This is a genomic window from Microbacterium sp. STF-2, from assembly GCF_034650155.1.
GTDB lineage: Bacteria > Actinomycetota > Actinomycetes > Actinomycetales > Microbacteriaceae > Microbacterium > Microbacterium maritypicum_A.
On sequence record NZ_JARKMW010000001.1, the window covers coordinates 844,627 to 871,358 of the forward strand.

25 protein-coding genes are annotated in these 26,732 nt (G+C 68.8%); 9 read left to right on the plus strand and 16 right to left on the minus strand.

Going from position 1 to position 26,732, the window contains the following annotated elements:
* Positions 1 to 44: 44 nt before the first annotated feature.
* Genes MicroSTF_RS04065 through truB form a run of 4 tightly spaced genes read right to left on the minus strand, consistent with a single transcriptional unit; the run spans position 45 to position 2,745 of the window.
* Positions 45 to 995, minus strand: coding sequence for a bifunctional riboflavin kinase/FAD synthetase (locus MicroSTF_RS04065; RefSeq protein ID WP_021199412.1), 951 nt, complete (start codon positions 993 to 995; stop codon positions 45 to 47).
* Positions 992 to 1,429, minus strand: a complete 438-nt coding sequence (locus MicroSTF_RS04070) for a hypothetical protein (RefSeq protein ID WP_322953763.1) — start codon at positions 1,427 to 1,429, stop codon at positions 992 to 994. The genes MicroSTF_RS04065 and MicroSTF_RS04070 overlap by 4 nt, the downstream gene beginning before the upstream one ends.
* A gap of 57 nt (positions 1,430 to 1,486) precedes the next feature.
* Entirely contained in the window at positions 1,487 to 1,855 is a 369-nt protein-coding gene (locus MicroSTF_RS04075; protein WP_322953764.1) for a hypothetical protein, read from the minus strand.
* Positions 1,852 to 2,745: a tRNA pseudouridine(55) synthase TruB gene (gene truB / locus MicroSTF_RS04080; protein ID WP_029258984.1), complete on the minus strand. Its 894-nt coding sequence runs from the start codon at positions 2,743 to 2,745 to the stop codon at positions 1,852 to 1,854. The genes MicroSTF_RS04075 and truB overlap by 4 nt, the downstream gene beginning before the upstream one ends.
* Positions 2,746 to 2,872: 127 nt before the next feature.
* On the opposite strand from truB, the gene MicroSTF_RS04085 reads away from it, so the two are divergent.
* Positions 2,873 to 3,739: an A/G-specific adenine glycosylase gene (locus MicroSTF_RS04085; RefSeq protein WP_315068377.1), complete on the plus strand. Its 867-nt coding sequence runs from the start codon at positions 2,873 to 2,875 to the stop codon at positions 3,737 to 3,739.
* A gap of 39 nt (positions 3,740 to 3,778) precedes the next feature.
* Here the strand turns inward: MicroSTF_RS04085 and MicroSTF_RS04090 are convergent, their stop codons facing one another.
* The 5 genes from MicroSTF_RS04090 to nusA all read right to left on the minus strand — a co-directional run bounded on the left by MicroSTF_RS04090 (position 3,779) and on the right by nusA (position 10,676).
* Positions 3,779 to 5,857: a helix-turn-helix transcriptional regulator gene (locus tag MicroSTF_RS04090; protein ID WP_322953767.1), complete on the minus strand. Its 2,079-nt coding sequence runs from the start codon at positions 5,855 to 5,857 to the stop codon at positions 3,779 to 3,781.
* A 162-nt stretch (positions 5,858 to 6,019) separates the two neighbouring features.
* Positions 6,020 to 6,445: a 30S ribosome-binding factor RbfA gene (gene rbfA, locus MicroSTF_RS04095; RefSeq protein WP_021199404.1), complete on the minus strand. Its 426-nt coding sequence runs from the start codon at positions 6,443 to 6,445 to the stop codon at positions 6,020 to 6,022.
* A 94-nt stretch (positions 6,446 to 6,539) separates the two neighbouring features.
* On the minus strand, positions 6,540 to 9,281 hold the full coding sequence (infB, locus tag MicroSTF_RS04100; RefSeq protein WP_021199403.1) for a translation initiation factor IF-2: 2,742 nt from the start codon (positions 9,279 to 9,281) through the stop codon (positions 6,540 to 6,542).
* 94 nt (positions 9,282 to 9,375) lie between these two features.
* The gene (locus tag MicroSTF_RS04105; RefSeq protein WP_081859620.1) at positions 9,376 to 9,630 is read right to left on the minus strand and encodes a YlxR family protein; all 255 of its coding nucleotides are present in this window, start codon (positions 9,628 to 9,630) and stop codon (positions 9,376 to 9,378) included.
* Between the two features lie 62 nt (positions 9,631 to 9,692).
* Positions 9,693 to 10,676 (minus strand): transcription termination factor NusA, encoded by a 984-nt coding sequence (gene nusA / locus MicroSTF_RS04110; protein ID WP_021199402.1) that lies wholly within the window; start codon positions 10,674 to 10,676, stop codon positions 9,693 to 9,695.
* A 130-nt stretch (positions 10,677 to 10,806) separates the two neighbouring features.
* Between nusA and MicroSTF_RS04115 the strand changes: the two genes are divergently transcribed.
* Entirely contained in the window at positions 10,807 to 12,162 is a 1,356-nt protein-coding gene (locus tag MicroSTF_RS04115; protein WP_036330861.1) for a flavin monoamine oxidase family protein, read from the plus strand.
* On the opposite strand, the gene MicroSTF_RS04120 is transcribed toward MicroSTF_RS04115, so the two are convergent.
* The gene (locus MicroSTF_RS04120; RefSeq protein ID WP_029264693.1) at positions 12,131 to 13,171 is read right to left on the minus strand and encodes a TIGR00730 family Rossman fold protein; all 1,041 of its coding nucleotides are present in this window, start codon (positions 13,169 to 13,171) and stop codon (positions 12,131 to 12,133) included. The two genes, MicroSTF_RS04115 and MicroSTF_RS04120, sit on opposite strands and share 32 nt — an antisense overlap.
* Before the next feature lie 141 nt (positions 13,172 to 13,312).
* On the opposite strand from MicroSTF_RS04120, the gene MicroSTF_RS04125 reads away from it, so the two are divergent.
* Positions 13,313 to 13,816: a pyridoxamine 5'-phosphate oxidase family protein gene (locus MicroSTF_RS04125; RefSeq protein ID WP_029258182.1), complete on the plus strand. Its 504-nt coding sequence runs from the start codon at positions 13,313 to 13,315 to the stop codon at positions 13,814 to 13,816.
* Positions 13,817 to 13,833: 17 nt separating this feature from the next.
* Here MicroSTF_RS04125 and MicroSTF_RS04130 read toward each other — a convergent pair whose 3' ends face one another.
* Positions 13,834 to 15,594, minus strand: coding sequence for a proline--tRNA ligase (locus tag MicroSTF_RS04130; RefSeq protein ID WP_322953782.1), 1,761 nt, complete (start codon positions 15,592 to 15,594; stop codon positions 13,834 to 13,836).
* A 42-nt stretch (positions 15,595 to 15,636) separates the two neighbouring features.
* Positions 15,637 to 16,407, minus strand: coding sequence for an isocitrate lyase/PEP mutase family protein (locus tag MicroSTF_RS04135; protein WP_021199397.1), 771 nt, complete (start codon positions 16,405 to 16,407; stop codon positions 15,637 to 15,639).
* 79 nt (positions 16,408 to 16,486) lie between these two features.
* On the opposite strand from MicroSTF_RS04135, the gene MicroSTF_RS04140 reads away from it, so the two are divergent.
* Both MicroSTF_RS04140 and MicroSTF_RS04145 read left to right on the plus strand, forming a co-directional pair.
* Positions 16,487 to 17,902, plus strand: a complete 1,416-nt coding sequence (locus MicroSTF_RS04140; RefSeq protein ID WP_322953787.1) for an RNB domain-containing ribonuclease — start codon at positions 16,487 to 16,489, stop codon at positions 17,900 to 17,902.
* 28 nt (positions 17,903 to 17,930) lie between these two features.
* Positions 17,931 to 18,623: a nucleotidyltransferase domain-containing protein gene (locus MicroSTF_RS04145; protein ID WP_051667781.1), complete on the plus strand. Its 693-nt coding sequence runs from the start codon at positions 17,931 to 17,933 to the stop codon at positions 18,621 to 18,623.
* A gap of 2 nt (positions 18,624 to 18,625) precedes the next feature.
* Here MicroSTF_RS04145 and MicroSTF_RS04150 read toward each other — a convergent pair whose 3' ends face one another.
* From MicroSTF_RS04150 to ispG, 3 genes are all read right to left on the minus strand, one after another.
* Complete coding sequence (locus MicroSTF_RS04150; protein ID WP_029258178.1) at positions 18,626 to 19,492, minus strand: hypothetical protein; 867 nt, start codon at positions 19,490 to 19,492, stop codon at positions 18,626 to 18,628.
* An 86-nt stretch (positions 19,493 to 19,578) separates the two neighbouring features.
* Positions 19,579 to 19,911 carry a nuclear transport factor 2 family protein gene (locus tag MicroSTF_RS04155; protein WP_315068295.1) on the minus strand — a complete coding sequence of 111 codons (333 nt, stop codon included), beginning with the start codon at positions 19,909 to 19,911 and terminating at the stop codon, positions 19,579 to 19,581.
* 17 nt (positions 19,912 to 19,928) lie between these two features.
* Positions 19,929 to 21,059, minus strand: a complete 1,131-nt coding sequence (gene ispG, locus MicroSTF_RS04160; protein WP_322956333.1) for a flavodoxin-dependent (E)-4-hydroxy-3-methylbut-2-enyl-diphosphate synthase — start codon at positions 21,057 to 21,059, stop codon at positions 19,929 to 19,931.
* 81 nt (positions 21,060 to 21,140) lie between these two features.
* On the opposite strand from ispG, the gene MicroSTF_RS04165 reads away from it, so the two are divergent.
* Both MicroSTF_RS04165 and MicroSTF_RS04170 read left to right on the plus strand, forming a co-directional pair.
* Positions 21,141 to 21,767 (plus strand): pyroglutamyl-peptidase I, encoded by a 627-nt coding sequence (locus MicroSTF_RS04165; protein WP_315068297.1) that lies wholly within the window; start codon positions 21,141 to 21,143, stop codon positions 21,765 to 21,767.
* 171 nt (positions 21,768 to 21,938) lie between these two features.
* The gene (locus MicroSTF_RS04170; RefSeq protein ID WP_021199390.1) at positions 21,939 to 23,822 is read left to right on the plus strand and encodes a chorismate-binding protein; all 1,884 of its coding nucleotides are present in this window, start codon (positions 21,939 to 21,941) and stop codon (positions 23,820 to 23,822) included.
* A 54-nt stretch (positions 23,823 to 23,876) separates the two neighbouring features.
* Here MicroSTF_RS04170 and MicroSTF_RS04175 read toward each other — a convergent pair whose 3' ends face one another.
* Positions 23,877 to 25,190, minus strand: a complete 1,314-nt coding sequence (locus MicroSTF_RS04175; protein WP_021199389.1) for a M50 family metallopeptidase — start codon at positions 25,188 to 25,190, stop codon at positions 23,877 to 23,879.
* 63 nt (positions 25,191 to 25,253) lie between these two features.
* Between MicroSTF_RS04175 and MicroSTF_RS04180 the strand changes: the two genes are divergently transcribed.
* Positions 25,254 to 25,838 carry a hypothetical protein gene (locus MicroSTF_RS04180; protein ID WP_315068303.1) on the plus strand — a complete coding sequence of 195 codons (585 nt, stop codon included), beginning with the start codon at positions 25,254 to 25,256 and terminating at the stop codon, positions 25,836 to 25,838.
* A gap of 102 nt (positions 25,839 to 25,940) precedes the next feature.
* Positions 25,941 to 26,660, plus strand: a complete 720-nt coding sequence (locus tag MicroSTF_RS04185) for a YcnI family protein (RefSeq protein ID WP_315068306.1) — start codon at positions 25,941 to 25,943, stop codon at positions 26,658 to 26,660.
* The last annotated feature ends 72 nt before the right edge of the window (positions 26,661 to 26,732 follow it).

Sequence of the window (26,732 nt, forward strand, 5' to 3'; positions counted from 1 at the left end):
GCCCACGCCGAGCCGCCCATTCGAACCGCCGAACGGGTCGCGCGCTACGACGTCAGTCCGAGGGCCCGTGCGGCATCGTTCACGTCGGCACCCATCTGCTCCATCAGCTTGTCGATGCCCTCGAAGGCCACCATGCCCCGCAGTCTGTCGACGAACTCGACCGTGACGTCGTGCCCGTAGAGGTCGAGGCCGGTCTCGCCCAGCACGTGGGCCTCGACCTGGCGCACGAGGACATCGTCGAACGTGGGGTTGGTCCCGACCGAGATGGCCGAAGGGTGCCGGATGCCGGTGTCGTGGTCGACGAGCCACCCGGCATAGACGCCGTCCGCCGGAACGAAGGCATCGACGATGGTCGAAAGATTCGCGGTGGGGAAGCCCAGCTCCCGCCCGCGCTTGAGCCCGTGCACGACCTCGCCGCGCACATCCGGGTACCGCCCGAGAACGGTCGCGGCTGTCGCGACATCGCCCTCCATCAACAGTTCGCGGATCCAGCTCGACGACACGCGCCGCGAAGAACCCGGAAGGTAGACGTCATCGACGACCTCGACCGAGAAGCCGTAGCGGGGTCCGAGTTCGCGCAGCAGCTCCGGCGTCCCCGCTCCCCTGTTCCCGAACCGGAAGTCCTGCCCGACCAGCACCGTCGACACCTGGAGGGCGCCCACGAGGATGTCGACGACGAAATCCTCCGCGCTGCGGGCCGCGAGTTCCTCGTCGAACGTGAGCACCAGCGTCGCGTCGAGCCCGAGCTCACCGAGGAGCTCGAGCTTGCGGTCGACCGTGACGACGTTCTCGGGGCAGCGATCCGGGCGGATGACGGCCAAAGGGTTGCGATCGAACGTGACCGCGACCGATCGGCTCTCGGTGGCAGCAGCCGCCTCCTCGAGGCGCGCGATCACAGCGCGGTGGCCGGCGTGGACCCCATCGAACTTGCCGATGGCGACCGCGCTCGGGCCGAAGTCGTCCGGCACCTCATCCGGGCTTCGGAAGATGATCACGCGTCGACCTCGACAGGGCGCGCGACTTCGGCGGGGCGATGCGTGCGCAGCCACCAGATGCCGAAGATCGGGAGGATCAGCGGGATGAACAGGTAGCCCCGCCCGAACAGCGACCACACGGTCTCATGCTGGAACAGCTCGGGTAGCAGAATGCTCAGCAACCCGACGACGAGCACGCCGGTGAGCTCGAAGACGATCGCGATCCAGGCGACGGTGTACCAGCCGCGACGACGAGCCAGGACGAGGGCGAGCGTGGCCAGGATGTAGACGAGCGCGGCGAGTGCGGAGAGCGAGTACGCGAGCGGCGCCTCGTCGAACCGACGGACGATCTGCACGAAGCTGCGTCCCGTGGCGGCCAGCGCCATGACGGCGTAGACGATCACGAGGACACGACCGATTCCGGTCATCCGAGAGGAGGGGGCGGTGGAGCTCATAGCGCATTCCATCCTAGAGCCGCGGAAGACGGCCGGTCTCCGCGCAAGCCTCTCGCCTCACGCGAGCTGGACGGCCCAGATGACCTGCATCCGCCAGAGCATGATCGCGATCGCGAGTGCGGCGACGCCCAGGATCACGGTGCTCCAGCGGCTGCGTTCCATGAGCGCCCACAGCACCGCGCCGACGGGCAGGAGCACGGCGGAGACCAGGTAGACCCAGTACTCGAGCAGGTCTCCGGTCGGCGGGTTTCCTGAGAAGGGCGCGATGATGGCGACGATCACCTGAACGATGAGCAGCGCCTCGACGAGGGCCAGAGCACCGACGCTGAAGTCACTCGGTCGCCTGCCGATCAGCCCCGCGACGAGACAGAACACGCCCGCGGCGACCGCGACGACGATCTGCGCGATCGTGAACCACAGGATCATCGGTCGCCCTCCGGCATGTTCATGGCGCTCTTGAGGTCTGCGCCGCGCCTCTCGACGATCCCGATCAGAACCCCGTCCTCGTCGATCGCTGCGCCGAGGCGGCTCTCGAGACGGACGGCCTGCCCTGCGAGACGCTTGCCGTGGCGGAGGTCCCGCGCGTCATCGACCGACATCGCAAGGACCGGGAGGAGGCGTCCTGCAGCCTCACCGGGGGTCAGGGTCGGTGCGCCCTCGAGCGCTTCGATGCCGACGGCATCCGTCACATCGAACGGCCCGACACGAGTACGTCGCAGCGCGGTGAGGTGACCGCCGACGCCGAGAGCGGAGCCGAGGTCGCGGGCGAGCGAACGGATGTACGTTCCGGATGAACAGTCGACCACGACGTCGAGATCGATGTACCCGTCACCCTCGCGACGGCCGAGCAGATCGAACCGCGAGACGACCACGTCGCGCGCTGCGAGCACGACCTCTTCACCGGCACGCACACGCTCGTACGCGCGGCGACCGTCCACCTTGATGGCGGAGACAGCGCTGGGGACCTGGGAGATCTCGCCCGTGAGCCTCGCGATTCCGGCGGACACCGCTTCATCGCTGACGGACTCCCATGCCTCGGGAGCCGCCGTCGTGAGGATCCCCCCCTCCGCATCGTCCGTGCTGGTCGTCTGCCCGAGACGGATGGTCGCCGCATAGGTCTTGTCCGCGCCGACGATGTAGGTGAGGAGCCTGGTCGCTCCCTCGATGCCGATGACCAGCAGACCGGTCGCCATCGGGTCGAGCGTTCCGGCGTGCCCCACCTTGCGGGTGCCGAACGCTCGTCGCGTGCGGGCGACGACGTCGTGGCTGGTCAGCCCTGCGGGCTTGTCGACGAGAAGGATGCCGGGCGAGACCATCCCCCCAGCCTACCGAGAGCGCGACCGGCGACCTGCCGCCCGGTCGCCCTGCTCGCTCTCCGTCCGCGCTGTGCATGGGCTCGCTTAGAGTGGAGGGGTGCCTCTCCCGCCGGCCCCGCTCGAGCTGATGTCGCCATTGCCGACGTGGTATCGGGCGACCGCACGCGACCTTCCGTGGCGCCGATCCGAGTTCCATGATGAATTCGGCGCCTGGGGCGTTCTCGTGAGCGAATTCATGCTGCAGCAGACCCCGGTGACGAGGGTCATTCCGCATCTCGAGGCATGGCTGGATCGGTGGCCGACCCCTGCCACGATGGCGATGGCGTCGACGGCGGAGGTCGTGCAGCAATGGGCGAACCTGGGATATCCCCGACGCGCGCTCTGGCTGCACCGCGCTGCCGTCGAGATCACCGATCGACACGGCGGCATCGTTCCGCGTGACGTGGACGCACTGCTGGCGCTCTCCGGCATCGGCGACTACACCGCCCGCGCCGTCGCGGTCTTCGCCTACGGCGACCGACACCCCGTGGTGGACACGAACACCCGGCGGGTTCTGGCCCGAGCTGTCGAGGGCCGCGCGCAGCCGGCACCCGCATCGCGCCGTGACCTCGATCTGATGGCCTCACTGCTTCCGGATGACGTCGACGAGGCCGCCGTCTTCAACGCGGCGGCGATGGAGCTCGGGGCCACGGTGTGCACGTCACGGGCACCACGATGTGAGCTGTGCCCCCTGGCCGGCAACTGCGCCTGGCTGGCGGCCGGCCGGCCCGACACGGGCGACGAACGCCGACGCCAGGCCACGTACGAAGGATCCGATCGACAGGCCCGTGGCGCGGTGCTGCGTCTGCTGCGGAACCAGGATCCCGATGCCGTCCCGCTCGATGCCGTCCTCCCGGATTGGCCCGACACCGGACAGCGCGACCGAGCGATCGACTCGCTGATCGCCGACGGGCTCGCCGAAGCCGACGGGGCCACCCTGTTCCTGCCCCGCTGACGGCGCCCCGCGCGACGGCGGATCACGGACGACGACGACTCAGACGTGTTGATCCGTGCGATGTGCAAGTACCGTCAGCTCGACGCGGCTCCGCACGTCGAGCTTGGTGAAGATCCGGCCGAGGTGGACTTCCACGGTGCGGACCGAAACGTTCAGCTCCTCGCCGATCTCACGGTTCGCTGCACCTCGGACCGCGCGCATCGCCACTTCCAGCTCCCGGGCGGTGAGCCGGAGCGACCAGGCGGCGCGGCATGCCGAGAGCGGCCCGACCGCCGGGACGATGCTCCCCTCCCTCGCCTCGAGTCGGTCCAGCCTCCGGCGCACCGACTTCGCCCATGCCGTCGCGCCGGAGAGCTCGAACAGTCGTTCGGCATACTGCAGATGGATCCTCGCGGCCGAGTGATCGTCGCGGGTCGCATGCCGGCTTCCGAGCATCATCTCCACGCGCGCCCGCTCGAACGGCGAACGCAACGTTCGCGCGATCTCCGCGATTTCGTCGCCGTCCGCACGCCATCGCCCGTCCGCCGCCGTCGCGATGCGTGTCCGCAGCTGCTGCGCCAGCGCGATCTCCGGAGGCTCGAGAGACGCGGCCGCCAACGGGACTCCGGGAGAAGGCGAGGCCAGCTCGTCCAGACCCGGCACGGTCATCGTCGTCTGCGGGGCGCCGAGATCGGACCAGAGCCGGACCGTGGCTGCGGCATCGTCGAAGGACCCGGAGAGGAATGACCGGATGCCGCGGTCCACGAGCAGATCCATCTTCGCGCCAGGCGGAAGGGCGAGCGTGAGCGACCGGGCGAACGGGCCGAGTTCGCCGTGCACCGCCAGATCGAGGCGTCGGGCGAGGACGACTCCGAGCCCAGCGAGAGGCAGCGCGATGGGAAGGGTGAGCGCCGCCTGGATCAGCCTGTCCCGCGCGACACCGATGTCACCTCGCCACGCGAGCAGGAGGACCTCGACGACCGACCGATACGCATGGACGACCGGGCTGTGCTCGTAGCCCGGCACGAAAGGATCAGGACCGCCGGACGGCGTCGATTCATCGACGACGAGCAGACGCAGCCCCAGATCGATGTCTCCCTCGACCGCGGCGCGCAGAGTTCGGAGCATCCCCCCGCTCACCGAGCTCGACTCCGTCACCATGTCGGCATCGCGATCTCCGGCCACGAGCCACCCCAGCGCGACGACCGGATCCCTCAGCTCCTGCTCGGCACCGATCCGCACGGCACCGTCCCGGAGGGCATCGAGCCACAGGCGCATCCCCCGCCGGTCTCCTCGCTCGGCGCAGAGGATGGCGGCGAGAGCGGCTGCTCTGGTCCAATGACGCCAATCGCTCTCGTCGGCGGATCCCGGCCGCACGGTGGTCGGATCGATCCCGGGAACAGCCCCCTGCACGAAGGTCTGCGCCACGATCAGAGCCCCGAGCCCCGCCCACCTGTGTCGTTCACCGCTGTGCGGATACAGCGTCCCCAACCAGGCGGCGGCCTCCACCGCGAACCCGGCACCGACCGCCGACGCCCCGGCCACGAGCCGCGCCTCGTCCTGATCCTCGCCCACTGCATGTTCTGCCGCCTCGCGCGCCAGCATCAGTGCACGCTCCGGATGTCCGGCTTCGCTCAGCTGCCGCGCGATGAGGGTGAGCTCCCGTGCGGTCGACGGGTCGCCCTCGAGAGATGCCCGTGCCCGGTGCCAGTCCGCGCTCATCGGGTCACCACGATCGAGGAAGACCGCGCTCAGACGCTCATGGACCAGCGCGGTCCCGGCAGTGCAGGTCGTCGCCCGCACCCAGATCGAGAGTCGGGCGTCGACGAAACGCACGCGGCCGGCGTGCAGGCTCAAGTGATCGCCGACGGCGGCAGCGGCGATCTCGGTCGCCGTGCGTCCGTCGAACTCCAGGAGCGGACCCAACGAATCGTCCAAGCAGACCGCGAGCGCGAGGAGGAGCTGACGATCCCGCTCGTCGAGCAGCAGTCCCTCGAACCTGCGTGAGATCGCCGCGACCAGGGGCAACGGCGACGGCAACGGTCGGAGCCCATGGCGTTGGTGCGGAGTCAACCGCTCGACGACGGCGCGGATCGTGGCAGCGTCGGCATCCAGATCGCCGGCCAACCGGGCGAGCACATGTGGAGCACAGCCGAGATCCTGCGCGAGCAGTTCTTCCAGGAGGAGACCGACGGCGGCGGGCGCGATGAACGGCCCCCCAGACGTGCCCGTACCCTCGATGCCGATCCCCCTCAGCTTCGCGGGAGCCGGTCCCGCGAAGCCGAGCGTATCAAACGGCGCTCACTCCGCGTCGTCGTCCGTACGGTAGGGGTCCGCGTCACCGGCATGGGATGCCGACGAAGCGAGCTTGGCGACGTCGGCATCACGCTGCTGCGCCTCACGGAGCAGCGCCCCGATGTGGTCGGCGTTCTCCGGAAGCGCGTCGGGGATGAACTCGAGCGTCGGAACCAGCCGAGTGCTCAGCTGCCGTCCGACCTCGCTACGCAGCATTCCGGTCGCCGACGTGAGCGCCGCACCACTGGAGATGCGCTCCTCCTCGGTCCCCAGGACCGTGTAGAACACGGATGCATGCTGAAGGTCTCCGCTCACACGGACATCCGTGATGGTGACGAAGCCGAGGCGCGGGTCGCGCAGCCCCTTCTCCAGCCGTTCGGCGAGGATCACGCGGATCCGATCCGCGAGACGGGCCTGTCTTTCGCCTGCCATTGTTCTCTCCCTGTCCAGGAACCCTCAGGGCGTCCCCCGTCTCCGTGCTCGGAAGGAGCAGGAGAGGGAGACGCCCGAAGGTGTTTCGAAGTGATCAGCCGCGAGGCTTCTCGACGAGCTCGGTCGTCTCGATCTCATCGCCGATCTGGATGTCGTTGTACTTGCCGAGGCCGATACCGGCCTCGTAGTCCGTGCGGACCTCGGTGACATCGTCCTTGAAGCGACGCAGCGACTCGATGGCGAGACCATCGGCCAGCACGACGCCGTCGCGGATGACGCGAGCCTTGGCATTTCGCGTGATCGTTCCCGACCGCACGATGACACCGGCGATGTTGCCGAACTTCGAGGAGCGGAACACCTCGCGGATCTCGGCGACACCCGACTGGACCTCTTCATACTCCGGCTTGAGCATGCCCTTGAGCGAGCTCTCGATCTCGTCGATCGCGTTGTAGATGACGGAGTAGAAACGGATGTCCACACCTTCACGGGCGGCACGCTCACGCGCCTTCGTGTCGGGACGGACGTTGAAGCCCACGATGATCGCGTTGTCGATCGTCGCCAGGTTCACGTCGGACTCGGTGATGGCACCCACACCGCGGTGGATGATGCGCAGCTGCACCGAGTCGTCGACCTCGATCTTGAGGAGCGACTCCTCGAGTGCCTCGACGGCACCGGAGACGTCACCCTTGATGATGAGGTTGAGCGACTCGACCTTGCCCTCTTCGAGCGCACGGGTGAAGTCCTCGAGCGAGATGCGCTTGCGGGCCTTGGCCAGCTGGGCGTTGCGCTCGACCGCTTCACGCTTCTCAGCGATCTGGCGGGCCATGCGGTCTTCCTCGGTGACGATGAAGACGTCGCCGGCACGCGGCACGGAGTTCAGACCCTGCACCTGCACCGGACGCGACGGGAAGGCCTCGAGGACCTGCTCGCCGTTCTCGTCCGCCATCGCACGCACACGGCCGTACGCCGTGCCCGCGACGATCGCATCACCGATCCGGAGCGTTCCGGACTGGATGAGCACCGTTGCGACCGAACCGCGGCCCTTGTCGAGCTTCGCCTCGATGGCGACACCACGAGCGGCCTTGTTCGGGTTGGCGGTCAGGTCGAGACCGGCGTCGGCGGTGAGCAGCACGGCGTCCAGGAGTTCCTGGATGCCGGTGCCCGCACGAGCCGAGACGTCGACGAACATGACGTCTCCACCGAACTCCTCGGCGACCAGCCCGTACTCGGTCAGCTGCTGACGCACCTTCGAAGGGTTGGCGTCGGGCTTGTCGACCTTGTTCACCGCGACCACGATCGGCACGTTCGCCGCCTGGGCGTGGTTCAGCGCCTCGACCGTCTGCGGCATGATGCCGTCGTCGGCCGCGACCACGAGGATCGCGAGGTCGGTGACCTGCGCACCACGAGCACGCATGGCGGTGAACGCCTCGTGACCCGGGGTGTCGATGAACGTGATGGCGCGCTCGATGCCCTCGTGCTCGGTCCACACCTGGTAGGCACCGATGTGCTGGGTGATGCCACCGGCTTCACCCTCGATCACATTGGTCTGACGGATCGCGTCGAGCAGTCGCGTCTTACCGTGGTCGACGTGACCCATGACGGTGACCACCGGCGGACGGATCTCGAGGTCGTCTTCGCTCTCGGCCTCCAGCTCGGCCTCCAGGTCGAGGCCGAAGCCCTCGAGGAGCTCCTTGTCCTCGTCCTCGGGCGAGACCATCTGGATCTTGTAGCCGAGCTCAGCACCCAGGACCTCGAACGTCGCCTCATCGAGGGACTCGGTGGCCGTGGCCATCTCACCCAGGTTGAAGAGGATGGTGACGAGGGTTCCGGGCTGGACCGTGTAGCCGGTCAGCGTCTCGATCTTGTCGGCGAAGTCCGCGATCGATGCGCCGCGGCGCATGCGGATGATCTCTCCGTTGCCGCGGGTGACGTTGACGCCACCGACGACCGGAGCACTCCGCATCTCGAACTCTTGCCGCTTCGCCCGCCGCGACTTGCGCTGCTTGCTCTTGCCGCCGCCCTTGCCGAAGGCACCTGCGGTACCACCGCCGGGACCACGGCCGCGACCGCCACCGCCACCGGGACGACCGGCGAAACCGCCGCCGCCGGGGCGTGCTCCAGGACCGCCGGCACCGCCGGGTCCGCCGGCACCGCCGGGACGACCGGGGCCGCCGGGACGCTGCTGGAACGGAGCACCGGGACGACCGCCCTGGCCACCGCGCGGTGCACCGGGACGAGGCGAGCCGGGACGAGGGGCACCCGGACGGGGTGCGCCGGGACGCGGAGCCTGCGGACGCGGGATGTTGCCCGGCGTCGGACGCTGGCCCATGCCCTGAGCCGACGCGAACGGGTTGTTACCCGGACGGGGACCGGCCGGACGCTGGCCCATGCCCTGCGCCGACGAGAAGGGGTTGTTACCCGGACGCGGAGCACCGGGAGTCGGCGCGCCGCTCTCGGCCGGCTTCGCCGCATCGGATGCGGCGGGAGCCTCTGCCGCGGGGGCAGGGGCGGGAGCCGGCGCAGCGGGTGCGGGGGCCGGAGCCTCCGGGGCAGGCTTCGGACCGGGCTTGGGGCCCGGGGTCGGTGCCGGCTTGGCACCGGGCTTCGCAGCTGCAGGCTTCGCAGCCGCGGGCTTCGCCGCGGGAGCGGCGTCAGCGGAGCCCTTGAGCGAGCCATCGGCCTCGATCGCCGCGCGCAGCTTGCGCGCAACGGGCGGTTCGATGGTCGAGGACGGGCTCTTCACGAACTCGCCGAGTTCCTTGAGCTTCGCAAGTGCGATCTTGCTGTCGACGCCGAGTTCGGCGGCGATCTCGTGTACGCGTGGTTTACCAGCCACAATTCTCCTGTCTGAGTCGGTCCACCCAGACAGGGCAGACCACTAGTCGCGGACGGGTCTCATTTCGAGCCGTTCACTTTGTTTCCATAGCTGTTCAGCCTTTGTTTCTTGGTGGGTGCTGTTCGAAGGTCCGTGTGTCCAGCTGAGTGGTCACACGCAGTGCTCGTCCGAAAGCTCGCCGCCGCAGAGCGGCCGCCATGCATTCAGCTGTCGGATGCACCCACGCGCCACGCCCCGGCAGGACAGCACGCTCATCGGGGATGAGGGTGTCGTTCTGGGCCACCACCCGGAGAAGGGCGGAGCGGGGAGCACGCGTGCGACAACCGACGCACGTTCGTACGGGTTCCATCTTACACCTGCGTTTCACCCCACCTCGCCCGCTCCCGGGCGCGGCGGAAGGCCGAAGCCGTGTCAGTCGAGGACGCTGTCCGGCTGGATGTCGATCTTCGCGCCGGTGAGCTTGGCGGCCAGACGAGCGTTCTGACCTTCCTTACCGATCGCCAGCGACAGCTGGTAATCGGGCACCAGGGCACGGACGGCCTTGGTGCTGGCGTCGAGCACGAAAGAGCTCGTCACCTTGGCCGGTGAGAGCGCGTGCGCCACGAAGGTCGGCAGATCGGCGTCGTAGTCGACGATGTCGATCTTCTCGCCCGCGAGTTCCTCGGTCACTGCGCGCACGCGACGCCCGAGCTCGCCGATGCAGGCACCCTTGGCGTTGATCGACGGGTCGTTCGCCTTCACCGCGATCTTCGTGCGGTGACCGGCCTCGCGGGCCAGGGCGACGATCTCGACCAGACCGGCAGCGATCTCGGGCACTTCGAGGGCGAAGAGCTTGCGGACCAGGCCGGGGTGCGTGCGCGAGACCGTGATCTGCGGCCCCTTGAGACCCTTGGCGACACTGGTGACATACACGCGCAGACGCGAGCCGTGCGTGTACTCCTCGCCGGGAACCTGCTCCTCCGGCGGCAGGATCGCCTCGACGGCTCCGAGATCGACGTGGATCATGCGGGGGTTCGGGCCCTGCTGGATCACACCGGCGACGATGTCGCCCTCTTTGTCCTTGAAGTCACCGAGCACGACGTCGTCCGCGATGTCGCGCAGACGCTGGCTGATGACCTGCTTGGCCGCGAACGCCGCGATACGCCCGAAGTCGTCCGGCGTGGCGTCCTCCTCGCCGATGATCGCGCCCTCTTCGTCCTTGACGACCTGCAGCACGGCGACGTGGCCGGTCTTGCGGTCGAGATCCACGCGGACGCCCTCGGGAGTGACGCCGTCGGCGGAGACGTGCTTGGAGTACGCGGTCAGGATCGCCTGTTCGATGATCGCGACGAGCTCATCGAAGGGGATCGCCTTCTCCTTCTCGATCCCTCGCAGCAGACTCAGTTCGATGTCCATGACGGCCTCTCTATTCAGCTCTCGTCGCGCCTGTTCGCACGCGCGACATCCGTACCACGATACCCTGTGCCCACCGACCCTCGCACGGCGGCGGCGGTGTCGGGATCCGGAGCCGCTCGAGGAGGAGCACGTGAGCACATTCGACACGATCGTGATCGGCGCCGGGATGTCGGGGCTCACGAGCGCGCGCATGCTCGCCGACGCGGGCCGGAGTGTCGTCGTCCTCGAAGGACGTGACCGCATCGGGGGCCGGATGCACACCGACCGAAGTGCCGGATTCTCCGTCGATCTCGGTGCATCTTGGATCCACGGCATCGAGGACTCGCCGCTGTGGAACCTCGTCCACGCGCTCAGGATCCCGGCGATCGAGTACACGGTGGGCAGCTTCCAGGTGGGTGGTCGACCGATCGAGAACTTCGATGGCGAGGGTCGTGCCATGGACGAGGCAGCCACCTCGCGATGGGTCGCCGACGTCGAACTCGCCGACCGTCTTCTCGTCGAGGAGATCGCCTCGTCCTCCTCCGGCGACACCTATCTCGATGTCACCGAACGCGCTCTCGACAGGTCGGGGCTGTCGCCCGAGCGCATCGACGACGTCCGCGAGTTCTTCCGCCATCGGGTCGAGGAGCAGTGCGGCGCGTGGATCGGCGACCTCGACGCGCACGGTCTCGACGAGGATGCGATCGACGGAGACGAGGTGATCTTCCCTCGCGGGTACGACGAGCTGCCGCGGCGCATCGGGGCCGGCCTCGACGTGCGGCTGAAGACCGTCGTGACCCGGGTGAGCCGCTCGGCGGACGGAGTCGTCGTGCACGCGGGCGGCACCGAGTACCGCGCAGACCGGGCGATCGTCACCGTGCCGCTCGGCGTGCTCAAAGCCGGGACGATCACCTTCGAACCGGCTTTGCCGGATGCGGTCGCCGGTCCCGTCTCACGGCTGGGGATGGGCGTTTTCAACAAGGTGTTCGTCCAGTTCCCCGAGCGGTTCTGGAACGAGGAGAGCTATGTGATCCGCGCGCTCGGCGAGGCGGGCGAGCACTGGCATTCCTGGTACGACGTCTCCGCCGTCAGCGGCATCCCCACCCTGCTGACCTTTGCCGCCGGGCCGTTCGGCCGCCGGATGCAGAACCGTCCGGACGACGAGATCGTCGCCGACGCGGTCAGCGCGCTGCGTCTCCTCTACGGGGACGCCGTCGGCGAGCCACTCGCTCACTGGATCACCCGCTGGGGTGAGGACGAGTTCTCGAACGGCTCCTACTCGCACCTCGCGCTGGGCTCGACGCATCACGATCATGACGCGCTGGCGGGACCCGTCGACGGCGTTCTGCATTTCGCCGGCGAGGCCACCTGGGGTGACGAGCCGGCGACGGTCGGCGCGGCGTTCTACTCCGGGCACAGGGCCGCGGAGCGCATCCTCGATCGTCCGGTCGACCTCGCGGACTTCGCCGCCCGTATCACCGCGCGGGAGCAGACGGAAGTGCGTTGATCGCACCGATCAGCCGGAACAGGTTGCCCACCTGGCGCTGATCCAGGTGCAGGATCAGACGCGGCAGGTCGAGGTTGTCGTCGTCGGCCACCTCCGGCGGCCGCGGCTCCGTCCGCTCGATCCGTCCCGACGAGAGCATCGAGGCGAACTGCCCGTTGAGCGTCTCAATCTCGGCATCCGTCGGCTCGGCCCGCAGACGCAGCACCAGCGCGTCGCCGACCCATCGCAGCGAGTCGTAGTTGTGCCAGAACCCGGTGATCTCCGCCCGGGCCGCGTCGACCGAATCGGTGATGACGACGCGGTCGAAGTCGCCCTCCGAGATGACGCCGGTCGGGGCGAGGTGGTCGTCGATGAAGCTCCGCAGCCCCTGCCAGAAGGTGCCGCCCGGCTCGTCGAGGAGCACGATGGGCGTCGGCTCCGCCTTCCCCGTCTGCTGCAGCGTGAGCAGCTCGAACATCTCGTCGAGCGTGCCGAAGCCGCCAGGGAGGCAGATGAATCCGAGCGATTCCTTGATGAGCATGAGCTTGCGGGTGAAGAAGTACTTCATCGCGACCACGTGGTCCTGGCCCGCGACGAAGCCGTTGGGCTTCTCCTCGAAGGGCAGGCGGATGGAGACCCCCAGGGAGAGCGCGGGGCCCGCGCCCTCGGAAGCCGCCTGCATGATGCCGGGGCCGGCTCCCGTGACGACCATCCAGCCGTCACCGGCCAGTGCGGCGGCGACGTCGCGGGCGGTGAGGTAGAGCGGATCGTCCTGCCGGGTTCGGGCCGACCCGAACACCGTCACCTTGGGGACTCCCCGGAACGGCGCGAACAGGCGGAACGCGTCACGCATCTCGGCCAACGCCGCCGAGGCGATCTTCAGGTCGAGCCGATCGGCGCCGTCCTCGCCGAGCAGGATCGCGGTGCGCAGCATACGCATCACGAGCCTGCGGTCGGTATGCACTCCCGCATCGTCGAGGACGGCGTTGATCTCGGAGCTGAGGGCTTCGGGGAGGGGTGCGTCGATCATGTCACCAGGGTGTCATGCGGCAGTGCGACGACGGGCCGCAACGCCGGGGTGTCGCCGCGAGACGCCGTCGCCTCCCTGTCACGACACCGCCACGGTGTCAATGCCCGTGACCACGACGCCCGCAGGCGGCACGCTGACGTCATGACCGAGATCACAGGACCCGAAGCCCTCGCCCGCGTCGTCGAGCTCGTGGAGGACATCGACATCACGATGCTCACCACCACCGACGACGACGGCAACCTCGTGAGTCGGCCGATGTCGACCCGGCAGATGGACGACGCCGGCGACATCTGGTTCTTCACGGCCGAAGACACCGAGAAGGTCGATGAGGCACGCAAGCACCGCGATGTCGGCCTCGCCTACTGCGATGCGAAGGGGATGCGCTACGTGTCCGTCGCGGGAACGGCAGAGGTCGTGCACGACCGCGCGAAGATGGAAGAGCTCTACTCGGCGTCGCTGGAGATCTGGTTCGCCGACGGCCTCGACACCCCGGGCATCGCTCTCCTCAAGGTGACTCCGAAGGTCACGGAGTTCTGGGAGCCGTCGAAGGGAAAACTCGCCCTCGCTGCCGGAGCGCTCAAGTCCCTCGTCACCCGCGATACGCCGGACGACGACATCATGAACCACGGCCGCATCGTCTGCTGACGACGCGGCCGTGGATCTCAGCGTGCGACGGTGAGGCGCTCGACGACCTCGTCGACGGAGATCGCGTCACGGTCCCCCGTGGCGCGATCCCACAGCTCGACCTGGCCGTCGGTGGCCCCGCGGCCGACGATGACGATCCTCGGCACTCCGACGAGCTCGGCATCGCCGAACTTCACACCGGGCGACACCTTGGGGCGGTCGTCGTACAGCACATCGAGACCGGCGGCCTCGAGCTGCGCGGAGATACCTTCCGCCACCTCGAATGCGACCTGATCACGACCTGCCGCGACGACCTGCACGTCGAACGGTGCGACCGACGCCGGCCAGATGAGGCCCTTGTCGTCATTGTTGAGCTCGGCGATGATCGCGAGGATACGGGTCACGCCGATGCCGTACGAGCCCATCGTGACGGTGACGAGCTTGCCGTTCTCGTTCAGCACCTTCAGCCCCAGAGCCTCGGCGTACTTCCGGCCCAGCTGGAAGACGTGTCCGATCTCCATGCCGCGCGCGAGCTCCACCGGGCCCGAGCCGTCGGGAGCCGGGTCCCCGGCGCGCACGTTCGCGATCTCGACGATGCCGTCCGCGGCGAAGTCGCGCCCGGCCACGACGGAGTGCGCGTGCTTCTCGTCGATGTTCGCGCCGGTGATCCAGCTGGTGCCCTCGCTGACGCGCGGGTCGACAAGATAGCGGATGCCCGTGGCCGACTCCTCGCCGAGCACCGCACCGGTGGGCGACCAGGGGCCGATGTAGCCCTTCACGAGCAGCGGGTTGTTCTCGAAGTCGTCCGCTGTGGCGGTCTCGACCTCGGCAGGCGCGAAGGCGACCTCGGCGCGCTTCTCGTCGACCTCGCGGTCGCCGGGGATGCCGACGATCACGAGTTCGCGGGTGCCGTCGAGGTGGGTCAGCGCGAGCACGACGTTCTTGAGCGTGTCGCCTGCGGTGTACTCGCCCTCGAGCTCTCGGTTGACATGCGCGACCAGCGTCTCGATGGTCGGTGTGTCGGGAGAGTCGAAGATCACCGGGGACTCGTCGGCGTCGTACGCGATCGCCTCGGGCACCGCGGTGGTGAACGCCTCGACGTTCGCTGCATAGCCGCCGGCGCTGCGGACGAAGGTGTCTTCGCCGACCGGAGTCGGGTGCAGGAACTCCTCGCTGCGGGATCCGCCCATCGCCCCCGCATCGGCCTGGACGATGACGTACTCGAGACCGAGACGCTGGAAGATGCGCTCGTACGCGTCGCGCTGCGCCTGGTAGCTGGCGTCCAGCCCCTCATCGGAAGCGTCGAACGAATACGCGTCCTTCATCGTGAACTCGCGTCCACGGAGCAGGCCCGCCCGCGGGCGCGCCTCGTCGCGGTACTTGTCCTGGATCTGGTAGATCGTGAGCGGCAAATCCTTGTACGAGGAGTACAGGTCCTTCACGAGCAGAGTGAAGGCCTCTTCGTGGGTGGGCGCGAGCAGATAGTCGCCGCCCTTGCGATCCTGCAGACGGAAGAGCAGGTCGCCGTACTCGTCCCAGCGGCCGGTGGCCTCATAGGACTCACGGGGCATGAGCGCCGGGAAGTGCACCTCCTGTGCGCCTGCGGCGGCCATCTCCTCGCGGACGACGGTCTCGATCTTCGACTTGACGCGGAGACCCAGTGGCAGCCACGCGAAGATGCCGGCGGCCTGCGGGCGGATGTATCCGGCCCGGATCAGCAGCCGGTGGCTGGCGACCTCTGCGCCTGCAGGGTCTTCACGGAGCGTGCGGAGGAAGAAGTTCGAAAGACGAGTGACCACGGAGCAAGTCTAGTGAGCCGTGGTCACTCGTCTTCGACGACGTCAGTTGAGCGCCGGAAGGTTCGCGGGTACGACGCCGCCGGCGTACAGGTCGGCCGCCAGCTCCTGCAGCGCCGTCAGCGCGACCCGCTGCGGGAGCGGACCGTAGGAGATGCGCGCGACACCGAGCTTCTCGTACTCCGAGGCCGCGAGGGCACCCGGAATCCCGATGACGCTGATCTTGCGCTCGCCGATGCCCTCGACGAGCTGACGCGTGACGTTCATGTCGAGGATGCCGGGCACGAACACCGCGGTCGCTCCGGCGTCGAGGTAAGCCCGCCCACGCTGGATGGCATCGGCGATGCTCTCCTGCACGGGCCGACCGCCGGCGCGGACGAAGGCGTCCGTGCGCGCATTGAGGGCGAACGGGACGCCCTCGGCCTCCGCCGCCTTCACGATCGCCTCGACGGAGGCGACGGACTCGTCGAGCGGCTTGAGTCGGTCCTCGACGTTCGCGCCGACGACGCCTGCCCCGATGGCGAGGCGGGTGGTCTCCCCCGCGTCGCCGTATCCGTCGTCGAGATCGGCGGTCACGGGCACATGGACGGCGGCCGCGATGCGACCCACCATGTCGATCATGATCTCGCGCGGCGTGGCGCCGTCGTCATAGCCGAACGACGCCGCGATGCCGTGTCCGGCGGTGGCGATCGCCTGGGTCTCGGGGAGGGCGGCGACCGCCCGCGCGGAGACGACGTCCCACACATTCACGACGCGAAGGATCTCCGGTGCGTCATAGAGTCCGACAAGGGTCTGGGCCTTGGCTGCAGTGGTCATGACTCCACGCTAACGCGGGATGACGTCCACGGGGCCGGTTCATTCCGCTCCGCCTGATCGCCACGCCTAGGGTGGAGCCATGCCCCAGCGCCGATCACACGTCGCCCCGTCCGCTGCGCAGACCGAGCTGGCCTCGGCACTCGCCGGGCTGCGGGAATCTGTCGATGCTCCCCTCGACTTCCCCGACGAGGTCATCGCCGAGGCCGAGGCATCCACCGCCCCCGTGCCACAGATCGACCTTCGCGACGTCCCCTTCGCAACGCTGGACCCTCAAGGGTCTCGCGACCTCGATCAGGCCTTCCACCTCGAGCGCGCGGGGACCGGATACACCGTTCGCTACGCGATCGCCGACGTCCCGGGGTTCGTCGCACCGGGCGGAACGGTGGATGCCGAGGCACGGCGTCGCGGACAGACACTGTATGCCGCGGATGGTTCGATCCCGCTGCATCCACGCGTGCTGAGCGAGGATCGAGCCTCGCTGCTCGCCGACGTCGACCGACCGGCGCTGGTGTGGACCTTCGCCCTCGACTCCAGCGGTGTCGTCTCCGACTTCCGCCTGGAACGCGCGCTGATCCGTTCGCGCGCACAGCTCGACTACGCGACGACGCAGCTGGTGATCGACCGCGGCGAGGACGGCCCGGCGGCACTGCTCCCGGAGATCGGAGCCTTGCGCATGGAGCAGGAGCGCCTGAGAGGAGGAGCGAGCCTGAATCTGCCCGACGAAGAGGTCGTGCGTGCAGAAGACGGCACCTATGCGATCGAACGTCGCCGCCCACTTCCCGTGGAGGAGTGGAACGCCCAGCTCTCGCTCATGACAGGGATGGCCGCAGCTTCCCTCATGCTCGACGCCGGAGTCGGCATCCTCCGGACGATGCCGGAGCCGGATACGGCCGCTTTCGAGACCTTCCGGCATCAGACCGAGGCCCTCGGGCGCCCGTGGACGGCCGGTGCATACGGCGACTACCTTCGCGGGCTCGACCGCGCCGACCCGATGACGCTCCCCGTGCTGGAGGCCGCGTCGTCGCTGTTCCGCGGAGCCGGGTATCTGGTGTTCGACGGCGAAGCGCCGGGCGCCGCCGTGCAGGCCGCCATCGCTGCGCCCTATGCCCACGCGACCGCTCCCCTGCGCCGACTCGTCGACCGGTGGGCACTGGCGATCTGCCTCGCCGAAGCGAACGGCGAGCCCGCCCCCGAATGGGCGCGCGCATCGCTCGGCGAGCTCCCCGGCCTCATGCAGGAATCCGGCCAGCGTGCATCGCGCCTCAACGCGGCGACGATCAACAGCGTCGAGGCCGCGCTGCTCACGCCCCTGGTCGGCACGACGATCGAGGCGACCGTGATCGAGCTGCGCGGTGAACGCGCAGCCGTGCAGATCGCCGACCCCGCCGTGACAGCGACCGCACCGCTGCCGCCGGGTGCGGAGCCGGGTGATGTCGTGCGACTCCGCATCGTGCGTGCGGACATCGCGAAGGGCGAGGTCGAATTCGCGATCTGATCAGTCCGTCGACAGCTAGCCTGACGAGATGCAGCACGCCGACCTCATCGAACGGTTCATCGCCTCCGCCTACCCGCGCGCCGAGATCGCGATCGTCGCCGGGAGCACGGCACGCGGCGAACGAACCGCGAGCAGCGACATCGATCTTCTGCTCATCGGCGACGCTCTCTTCGACGACTCGTCGCAGTCCAGCAAAGCCGCGACGCACGAATTCGAAGGAGAGCTCATCGAAGTGTTCGCGTACACACCCGATGGCTTCGACGATTGGGCGCACCGCGGTATCGGCCAGTATCGGCCGGTCATCGTGCATATGCTCGTGGAGGGACAGCCCATCCGGCGGAACCGGTCGTTCGACGAGTTCAGAGCACGATGGAGCGAGATCCTCACTGCCGGACCGTCGCTCGGCGCCGAAGAGTCCCGGTTCCGGCGCTACATGATCACCGACCTTCTCGACGATCTGCGGGACGCGACGGACGAGCTCGAGCGACGCGTGGTCGCCGACGTGCTGTTCGAGCGGATCGCGGAGCTGATGCTGCTAGGCGACCGCCGCTGGATCGCCACCGGGAAATGGCTCCCCCGTCGATTGCGCGCTCTGAGCGAGGAGCGCACCGAGCGGCTGAGTGCGCCGCTGCTCACCGGAGACTTCGCGGCCTTCGCGGACCGCGTCGAGGAGGAGCTCGATCGAGCGGGCGGACGGCTGCAGGCCGGGTTCGTGCGCTGAGGTCAGGGGGCGGGGACAGCCGTGGTCGTCATGACGAGGAGCTGGGGATCGCTGAGATCGAGCGACACGGTGATCGATCCGAACGCGGCGAGGGAGTCGGCGTGGGTTCCCCCGCAGAGGATCACGGCTTCGCCCTCTGGGAGGGAGCAGTGCCAGCGACGCCGGTCGACGATCGTCGGCCCCTCGGTCTCGATGCTGCTGGAAGCGCCCGAGGCGATCCAAGCGGCCAGTCGGTTGTTCACCTGCGCCTCGCGGTCGGCGAGGGTCGCAGCGAACGTCTCGGTGTCGAAGCCTGCCCTGCGCAGACTCTTGCCGAGCCGGTATTCGTCGACGGCCCCGTCCTCATGGATACGACTGGACTGGTTGGCGCGACCCTCGAAGTCGGGGTTCCCGAGAGCGTCCTCCCCCGGGTCCTTCCGCCAGAGATCGACGAGGGCCAGATCAAGCGCCAGTGAAGCGACATGACATGCCGTGTGGCCGCGGCTGAGTCCCGCGCGACGGGCACCGTCGACCGCGAGCGCCACCGGTGCTCCCTCAACGAGTGATGCCGGCACGGCACCCTCGATGCGATGCCCGACCAGCCACGTCCAGCCCTCCGCACCGCGCTTGACCGGGATCGCGCGGCCCACGGCGAACTCGCCCTCGTCAGAGATCGCGGCCATGAGAGCCTCGGTCACCGTGACCGTGACGCCGGCGGCCGTGATGGTTCCGCTGTCGCCCGGCTGATCCGGCCAGGTGTGGTCGACCGGATGGAAGGGCGTCGCGTCGACGACGACGACCGCTCCATCGGCGAAGCTCTCCACACGTGTGACGATGCCGTCTCCGGCGATGGTCCCGTCCGAGAAGGTCACAGTGGTGGGCGTCGACATGGTTCTCCTCGGATTCGTCGGTGATCTCGACGGTGTTCGCGGCCGTCGGGCCGTCGTGAGAGCGGGGCGGACCCCGGTACGAAAGGTCAGTGGGACGGCGGGATGGTGAAGCTGGCGAGCTTGTCGCCCTCGACGACGAAGATGCCGTCGGATTCTCCGTTGAAGACCCGGCTCGCCCATCCGAAGCGGATGCGGGTCGTGTCGCCGTCGGTCTCGGCGGAGAGCACGGTCATCCGCGCTCCGGCGCCGATCGCGTCGCTGCCTGCCCATTCGCGCACCCCATCAGGGCCGGCCTTGACCGTGCCCCAATCGCTGACATACCCGTCCGGGGTGAAGGCATCGACGAACGCATCGGTATCCGCCGCGTTGATCGCATCGACCATCACCTTGACAGGCGTGGGCAGGGTGACATCCGACATCACGCGCTCCTCCGAGCTCAGGCCGTGACGACCTGGGCCGTGCCGAGCGGGGCCTCAGGTCCCATCGCAGCGGCGATCCGGCTGGCCTCTTCGATCAGGGTGGCGACGATGTCGGCCTCCGGCACGGTCTTGATGACCTCGCCCTTCACGAAGATCTGCCCCTTGCCGTTGCCCGAAGCCACGCCGAGGTCGGCCTCGCGCGCTTCGCCCGGTCCGTTGACGACGCAGCCCATCACGGCGACGCGCAGCGGAACGGTCATGTCCTTGAGCCCCTCCGTCACGTTCTCGGCCAGGGTATAGACGTCGACCTGAGCGCGTCCGCATGAGGGGCAGGAGACGATCTCGAGCTTGCGCTCGCGCAGATTGAGGGACTGAAGGATCTGGTGCCCGACCTTGACCTCTTCGGCGGGCGGCGCCGAGAGCGACACGCGGATCGTGTCGCCGATGCCCTCGCCGAGGAGGATTCCGAACGCGGTGGCGCTCTTGATCGTTCCCTGGAACGCCGGCCCCGCCTCGGTCACACCGAGGTGAAGGGGCCAGTCGCCCCGCTCGGCCAGCTGCCGATACGCCTTGACCATGACGATGGGGTCGTTGTGCTTGACGGAGATCTTGAAGTCGTGGAAGTCGTGCTCCTCGAACAGCGACGCCTCCCACACGGCGCTCTCGACCAGCGCCTCAGCCGTCGCCTTGCCGTACTTGCTGAGGATGCGGCGATCCAGAGATCCGGCGTTCACGCCGATGCGCAGAGAGACTCCCGCCGCCTTCGCGGCCTCGGCGATCTTGCCCACGTTGCCGTCGAACTCGCGGATGTTGCCGGGGTTCACTCGCACCGCCCCGCATCCGGCATCGATAGCCGTGTAGATGTAGCGCGGCTGGAAGTGGATGTCGGCGATCACGGGGATCTGGCTCTTCATCGCGATGATCTTCAACGCATCGGCGTCGTCCTGATGCGGCACCGCGACGCGGACGATCTCGCAGCCCGAAGCCGTGAGCTCGGCGATCTGCTGCAGCGTCCCGTTGATGTCGGTCGTCTTGGTGGTCGTCATCGACTGCACGCTGACCGGAGCGTCGCCGCCCACGAGCACCTTGCCCACCTTGATCTGCCGGGACTTGCGGCGCGGGGCGAGGACTTCGGGGATCTTCGGCATTCCGAGGTTCACTGCTGGCACGCCCCAAGCCTACGCCGCCTGGATGCAAGTGGGCTGAACAGACGCACCTACGCTGGAGGCATGGCCGTCGTCCTCCTCACCGGATTCGATCCCTTCGACGGGGCGGACCGCAATCCGTCTGCCGATGCCGTGAACGCGGTCGCGGCCGCATACGACGGTCCGCACGACCTCGTGGTGGCCACACTTCCGGTCGCGTTCGAGGCATCCGCTCACCGGCTCCGGACCCTGATCGCCGCGCACTCCCCCGATGTCGTCATCGCCACCGGGCTCGCCGGCGGGAGCAGCAGGGTCGCGATCGAGCGCATCGGTGTCAACCTGATCGACGCCCGCATCCCCGACAACGACGGCGAACAGCCCGTCGATGCTCCCAGCGAGGCCGGCGGTCCCGCCGCGCGGTTCTCGACGCTTCCCGTGAAGCGCCTGCTCCAGGTTCTGACCGCGGAAGGGCTGCCGGCGCAGCTGTCGCTCTCTGCGGGAACCTACGTGTGCAACCACGTGCTGTACACGGCAGTGGGTGCCGTCCGGCCGGATGCGCGTGCCGGATTCGTGCACCTTCCGTGGTCGACGACCACGGTCCCTGCAGGCGGGCTGCACCTCGCCGACGCGCAACTGGCGCGCGCCCTGCGCCTCATCGTGGATCACGCCCTCGACGCCGAGTCGACGGAGGCCGGCGGCAGCATCTGGTGATGTCATCGCGCCGTGACCCTCGCTCGCGATGTGGTAGTTTCGGCCCCATGCTCGCGAACTTCACCTGGTGGCCCGCCTTCTAGGCGGTGTGTTCGCGTTCCCACGAATTCAGACCGCCTCCGGGGCGGTCTTTTCGTTGCGCCGAGCCGGAGCACTGCACAGGAGACATCGATGACCCTCTCACGACTCGCCGAGCTCAGCGCCGATCCCACGGCATCCTTCGTGCTCATCGCACGCGACGGCGCCGACACCGTCGAGCTGCTCAGCGGGGACGTCGTCGACGTCGAGCTGCTTGCCGACATCCCCCTCTCGGTCGACGGCACCCCGCGCGAGGTGTTCGCCATGGTGCCCTATCGCCAGGTGCGCGAACGCGGCTTCGTCGCCCAGGACGACGGGGCGCCGCTGCGCTGCGTGATCGTCGACGAGCACCTGCACCTCCCGACAGCCGAGCTTCTGCCCGCGCTCCCGAGCACGCCCGTCCCCCTCCACGACGACGGCTTCGACATCGCCGACGCGGACTACGCGGCCATCGTCGAGACGGTCATCGCCGACGAGATCGGACGCGGCGAGGGCGCGAACTTCGTCATCCGTCGAGACTTCACCGCGACCATCGACGTCGAGGACCGTACTGCGGCACTCACGTGGTTCCGTGCTCTCCTCACGCACGAGCGCGGCGCCTACTGGACGTTCGCTGTCGTCACTCCTGGGCACATCGCCGTGGGGGCCAGCCCCGAGGCGCATGTGGTCGCCCGCGAGGGCGTCGTCACGATGAACCCGATCTCCGGGACCTTCCGTCATCCGGCGGGAGGGGCGACGAAGGAGACGCTGGTCGACTTCCTCGCCTCGACCAAGGAGACCGAGGAACTCTTCATGGTCGTCGACGAGGAACTCAAGATGATGAGCGCCGTCTGCTCCGACGGCGGCCGCATCACCGGCCCGCACCTCAAGGAGATGTCGCGACTCACGCACACCGAGTACATGCTCCGTGGTCGCAGCGCCCTCGATCCCCGCGACATCCTGCGCGAGACGATGTTCGCTCCGACGGTGACGGGTTCGCCCATGCAGAACGCCTGCGCGGTGATCCGCCGTCACGAGCAGAAGCCCCGCGGCTATTACTCCGGTGTCGCCGCGCTGTTCACCCCGAATGCGGACGGCGGGCACGACCTGGATGCGCCTATCCTCATCCGGACCGTCTACCTCCAGGACGGCACCCTCAGCGTTCCGGTCGGCGCGACGCTGGTTCGACACTCCGATCCGATGGGCGAGGTCTCCGAGACCCACGGGAAGGCCGCCGGCGTCCTGGGCGCCATCGGCGCGATCGACCGCGACCGGGTGGCAGAGGCACGTAGCGACGCCGACGCGCCCGGCGACGCGCGCGCCCTCGCCGACGACCCGACCGTCGCCGAGCTGCTGTCATCGCGCAACGCCCGACTGGCCGAGTTCTGGCTCAACCCGCAGGGCGAGGACTTCACCGGTCCGTTCGCCGGCCGCTCCGCTCTCGTCGTGGACGCGGAGGACCGGTTCACGACGATGCTGGCCCACCAGCTGCGTCATCTCGGGCTCGCCGTCACGATCGCTCCCTGGGCCGACGTGCGGGACGCGGACTTGGACGCCGCCGATCTGGTCGTCGCCGGCCCGGGCCCCGGCGACCCTCGGGATACGCGGAACGCCCGCATCGCGAGGATGCGCGATGTCGTAGCCCGCCGGCTGGACTCCGACGCGCCGCTGCTCGCTGTGTGCCTCAGCCACCAGATCCTCGCCGACAAGCTCGGCATCGCCCTGACTCCGCTCGATGCCCCTCACCAGGGCCTGCAGAAGCCCGTCCCGGTCTTCGGGGAGACCGCATCGATCGGCTTCTACAACACCTTCACCGCGCGGGTCGCACCGGGCACGACGGTCGTCGGCGCCGCCGACGTCTCGGCGGACCCCGACTCGGGAGACGTGTACGCGCTCCGCGGAGACCACTTCGCTTCGGTGCAGGGACACCTGGAGTCGATCCTGTCGCGCGACGGGATCCGCACGCTCGAGCGTCTCGTCTCCCACGCGCTGGCCTGAACAGGAATCGCTGCTCAGCGCTCGCCTCCCGCGCGGTCCGACCAGGCCTGCGACTCAGCCGAGAAGGTTGACCGGATTGAAGAGGTCGGCGACCAGGAGCAGCGCTCCCATCCCGATCAGGAGCACAGCGACGACCACCGTCAGCGGCACGAGCTTGGTCGCGTCGACCGGCGCCGGAGGGGGCCGGCGGAAGAGCTTGGCCCACGCGCGCTTGATGCCGTCCCACAGTGCGACGACGATGTGACCGCCGTCGAGCGGGAGCAGCGGGATGAGGTTGAACACGAACAGCGCGATGTTCAGCGACCCCAGCAGACCGAGCAGGAACGCGAACCTGTTGAGGATCGGCGCATCGGTAGCGGCCGCCTCTCCCGCGAGGCGTCCGACGCCGACGACGCTCAGCGGTCCGTTCGGATCGCGTTCTCCGCCGGTGACGAGTGAGACGCCGACGTCCCATAGACGCACGGGGAGCGTGACGATCAAGGATGCGACACGCGCCGTGCTGTCCGCCGCCATCTCGGGGCCGGCGGTGAGGGGCTGCTGCACGTAGCCCATCTGGGCGCCCATGCCGACGTAGCCGACCTCCTTCACGACAGGCTTTCCGGCCTCATCGAGGACGGGCTGGCCGCTGGCATCCGTGATCGAGCGTTCCGCGGCGATCGGCGTGATGCTCAGCGACTGCTCCGCCCCGTCGCGGCTCACGACCATGTCCAGCGTCTCGCCTGGCGCGGCCTGCACGATCGCCGTCGCCTCGGCGAACGTCGACACGGGCTGTCCGTCGATGGACAGGATCACATCGCCCGGCTTGATCCCGGCTTCCGCGGCGGGTGAGGCCGGGTCATCGGGTGTGCACTCGGTCGCCGTCGAACCGGCCGGAACGACGCACTCGGTGACGGACGCGATCGTCGTCGTTCCCTGCTGCAGGCCGATGCCCGACAGCAGCACGGTGAAGATCACGGTCGCCAGGAGAAGGTTCATCACCGGCCCGCCGAGCATGACGACGACGCGCTTCCACACGGGAAGACGATAGAAGACGCGATCCTCGGCACCCTCGGCGATGGTCTCGTCGTTGGCGCTGCGCGCGTCCTGGATCAACGAGCGGAACACGCCGGACGCCGGGCCCGAGTTCTTCGACGCCGGGTACATGCCCGACATCGAGATGAAGCCCCCCAGAGGGAGCAGCTTGAACCCGTACTCGGTCTCGCCGATGCGCCGGGACCACAGCCGCGGCCCGAAGCCGATCATGTACTGACCGACGCGCACGCCGAAGAGCTTCGCGGGGACGAGATGGCCCACCTCATGCAGGCCGATCGAGAGCCCGAGGCCGATCAGCATGAAGAGGATGCCGGCCAGATAGAGCAGGAATTCCACGTGCCAACGTTAGTGCCCACAGCTAGGAATCCGCCCGGCACGCCGCGCGGCTAGGCTGAGACGGTGAATGCCGGGCAGCTGCGACTCGTGCGCGCTGCCGCCGTCTCCTCGGTGGCGACGTTGCTCGCAGCCCTCTCGCACACCCTCGGCGGCGGAGCGGTCCCGCACATGCTGCTGATCCTGGCGGTCGCGACCCTGCTCACCCCTCTGTCGGCGCTCCTGGTGGGCATCCGTGAGTCGCGCGGTCGTGTCGCCATCGCCGTGTTCCTCGGACAGGCCGCTTTCCATGTCGTGTTCCAACTGCTGGGCTCGCCCACCGGTACCGCTCCGATCGCCGGCGGCGCTCACGCCCATCATCTCGATCTGAGCGCCCTCTCTTCCCCGGCGCCCACCGCAGCCCCTGGCACGTTGATGCTGTTCGCGCACGTCGTCGCAGCCGTGCTCACGACGTTTCTCGTGTGGCACGGAGAAGCGGTCGTTCGGGCCGTCGCCCGCTGGGTGGATGCCCTCTTCCGGCGCGCGTCCGCCGGGGCACCGGTCACGCATCGCCGACCGCCGCGGCTGCGGTCGACCACCATCGCCAGCTTCGCCGTCACCATCTCGGCCGCTGTGCCGAGGCGCGGGCCTCCCGCTCTCCTGCGCGACTGATCCGTCGCACTCGAATCCGCTGCTCCGACACGGGCAGCGTCCCTTTCTCGCGGAGATGCGCCACCGTGGCGCGCCCGCACTTCGAGCACCAGGAGAACTCTCATGTCCCGCAACATCCGTACCCGCACTCCGCGCCCCACCACCCTGCGCTCCACCGCTCGGCGCTCGCTCACTCTGCGACGCGCCGCGCTCGGTGTCCTCGGCGGAGCCGCACTCGCCCTGGCCGTTCCCACGATGGCAGGTGCCCATGTGGGCGTCAGCCCCGACGAGATCGCTGCGGGCGACCACGGCGTGCTCACGTTCTCGTTCTCCCACGGCTGCGAGAACTCCCCCACCACCGCGCTGCGCATCACGATGCCCGAGGGGCTCGCATCCGTCTCGCCGACGATGGACTCCGACTGGGACATCCAGGTCGAGCGCGGCGACGACGGTCTCGTCAGCGCCGTGACCTATACGGCGGTCACCCCGGTGCCCACCGACCTTCGCGGCGCGGTGAGCATGGGGGTCGGTCTGGACGAGACCACCCCCGACACTCTGGCGTTCCCCGTGGTCCAACGGTGCGTCGAGGGCTCGACCGAATGGACGCAGATCGCCGAGGACGGCCAGGATCCGCACAGCCTCGACGCGCCGGCTCCGGTCGTCTCCGTCACGGCCGCTGCCGCCGACGGGCACGGCGAGCACACCGAATCCGACACTGCGGCCGCGAGCACGGCTCCGACCACGGTCGCCGATCCCCTGGGTGTGGCGCTCGGGGCGGGTGGGCTTCTCGCCGGTTTCGCCGCCCTGGTCGTCGCGATCCTCGCCTACCGACGCCGAGCCTGACGACGCGCGCTCCTCCTCGTGCTCCGCAACGCGGCGCGCGAGGGGGAGCTCGGCGAAGGGTTCCCACCACGG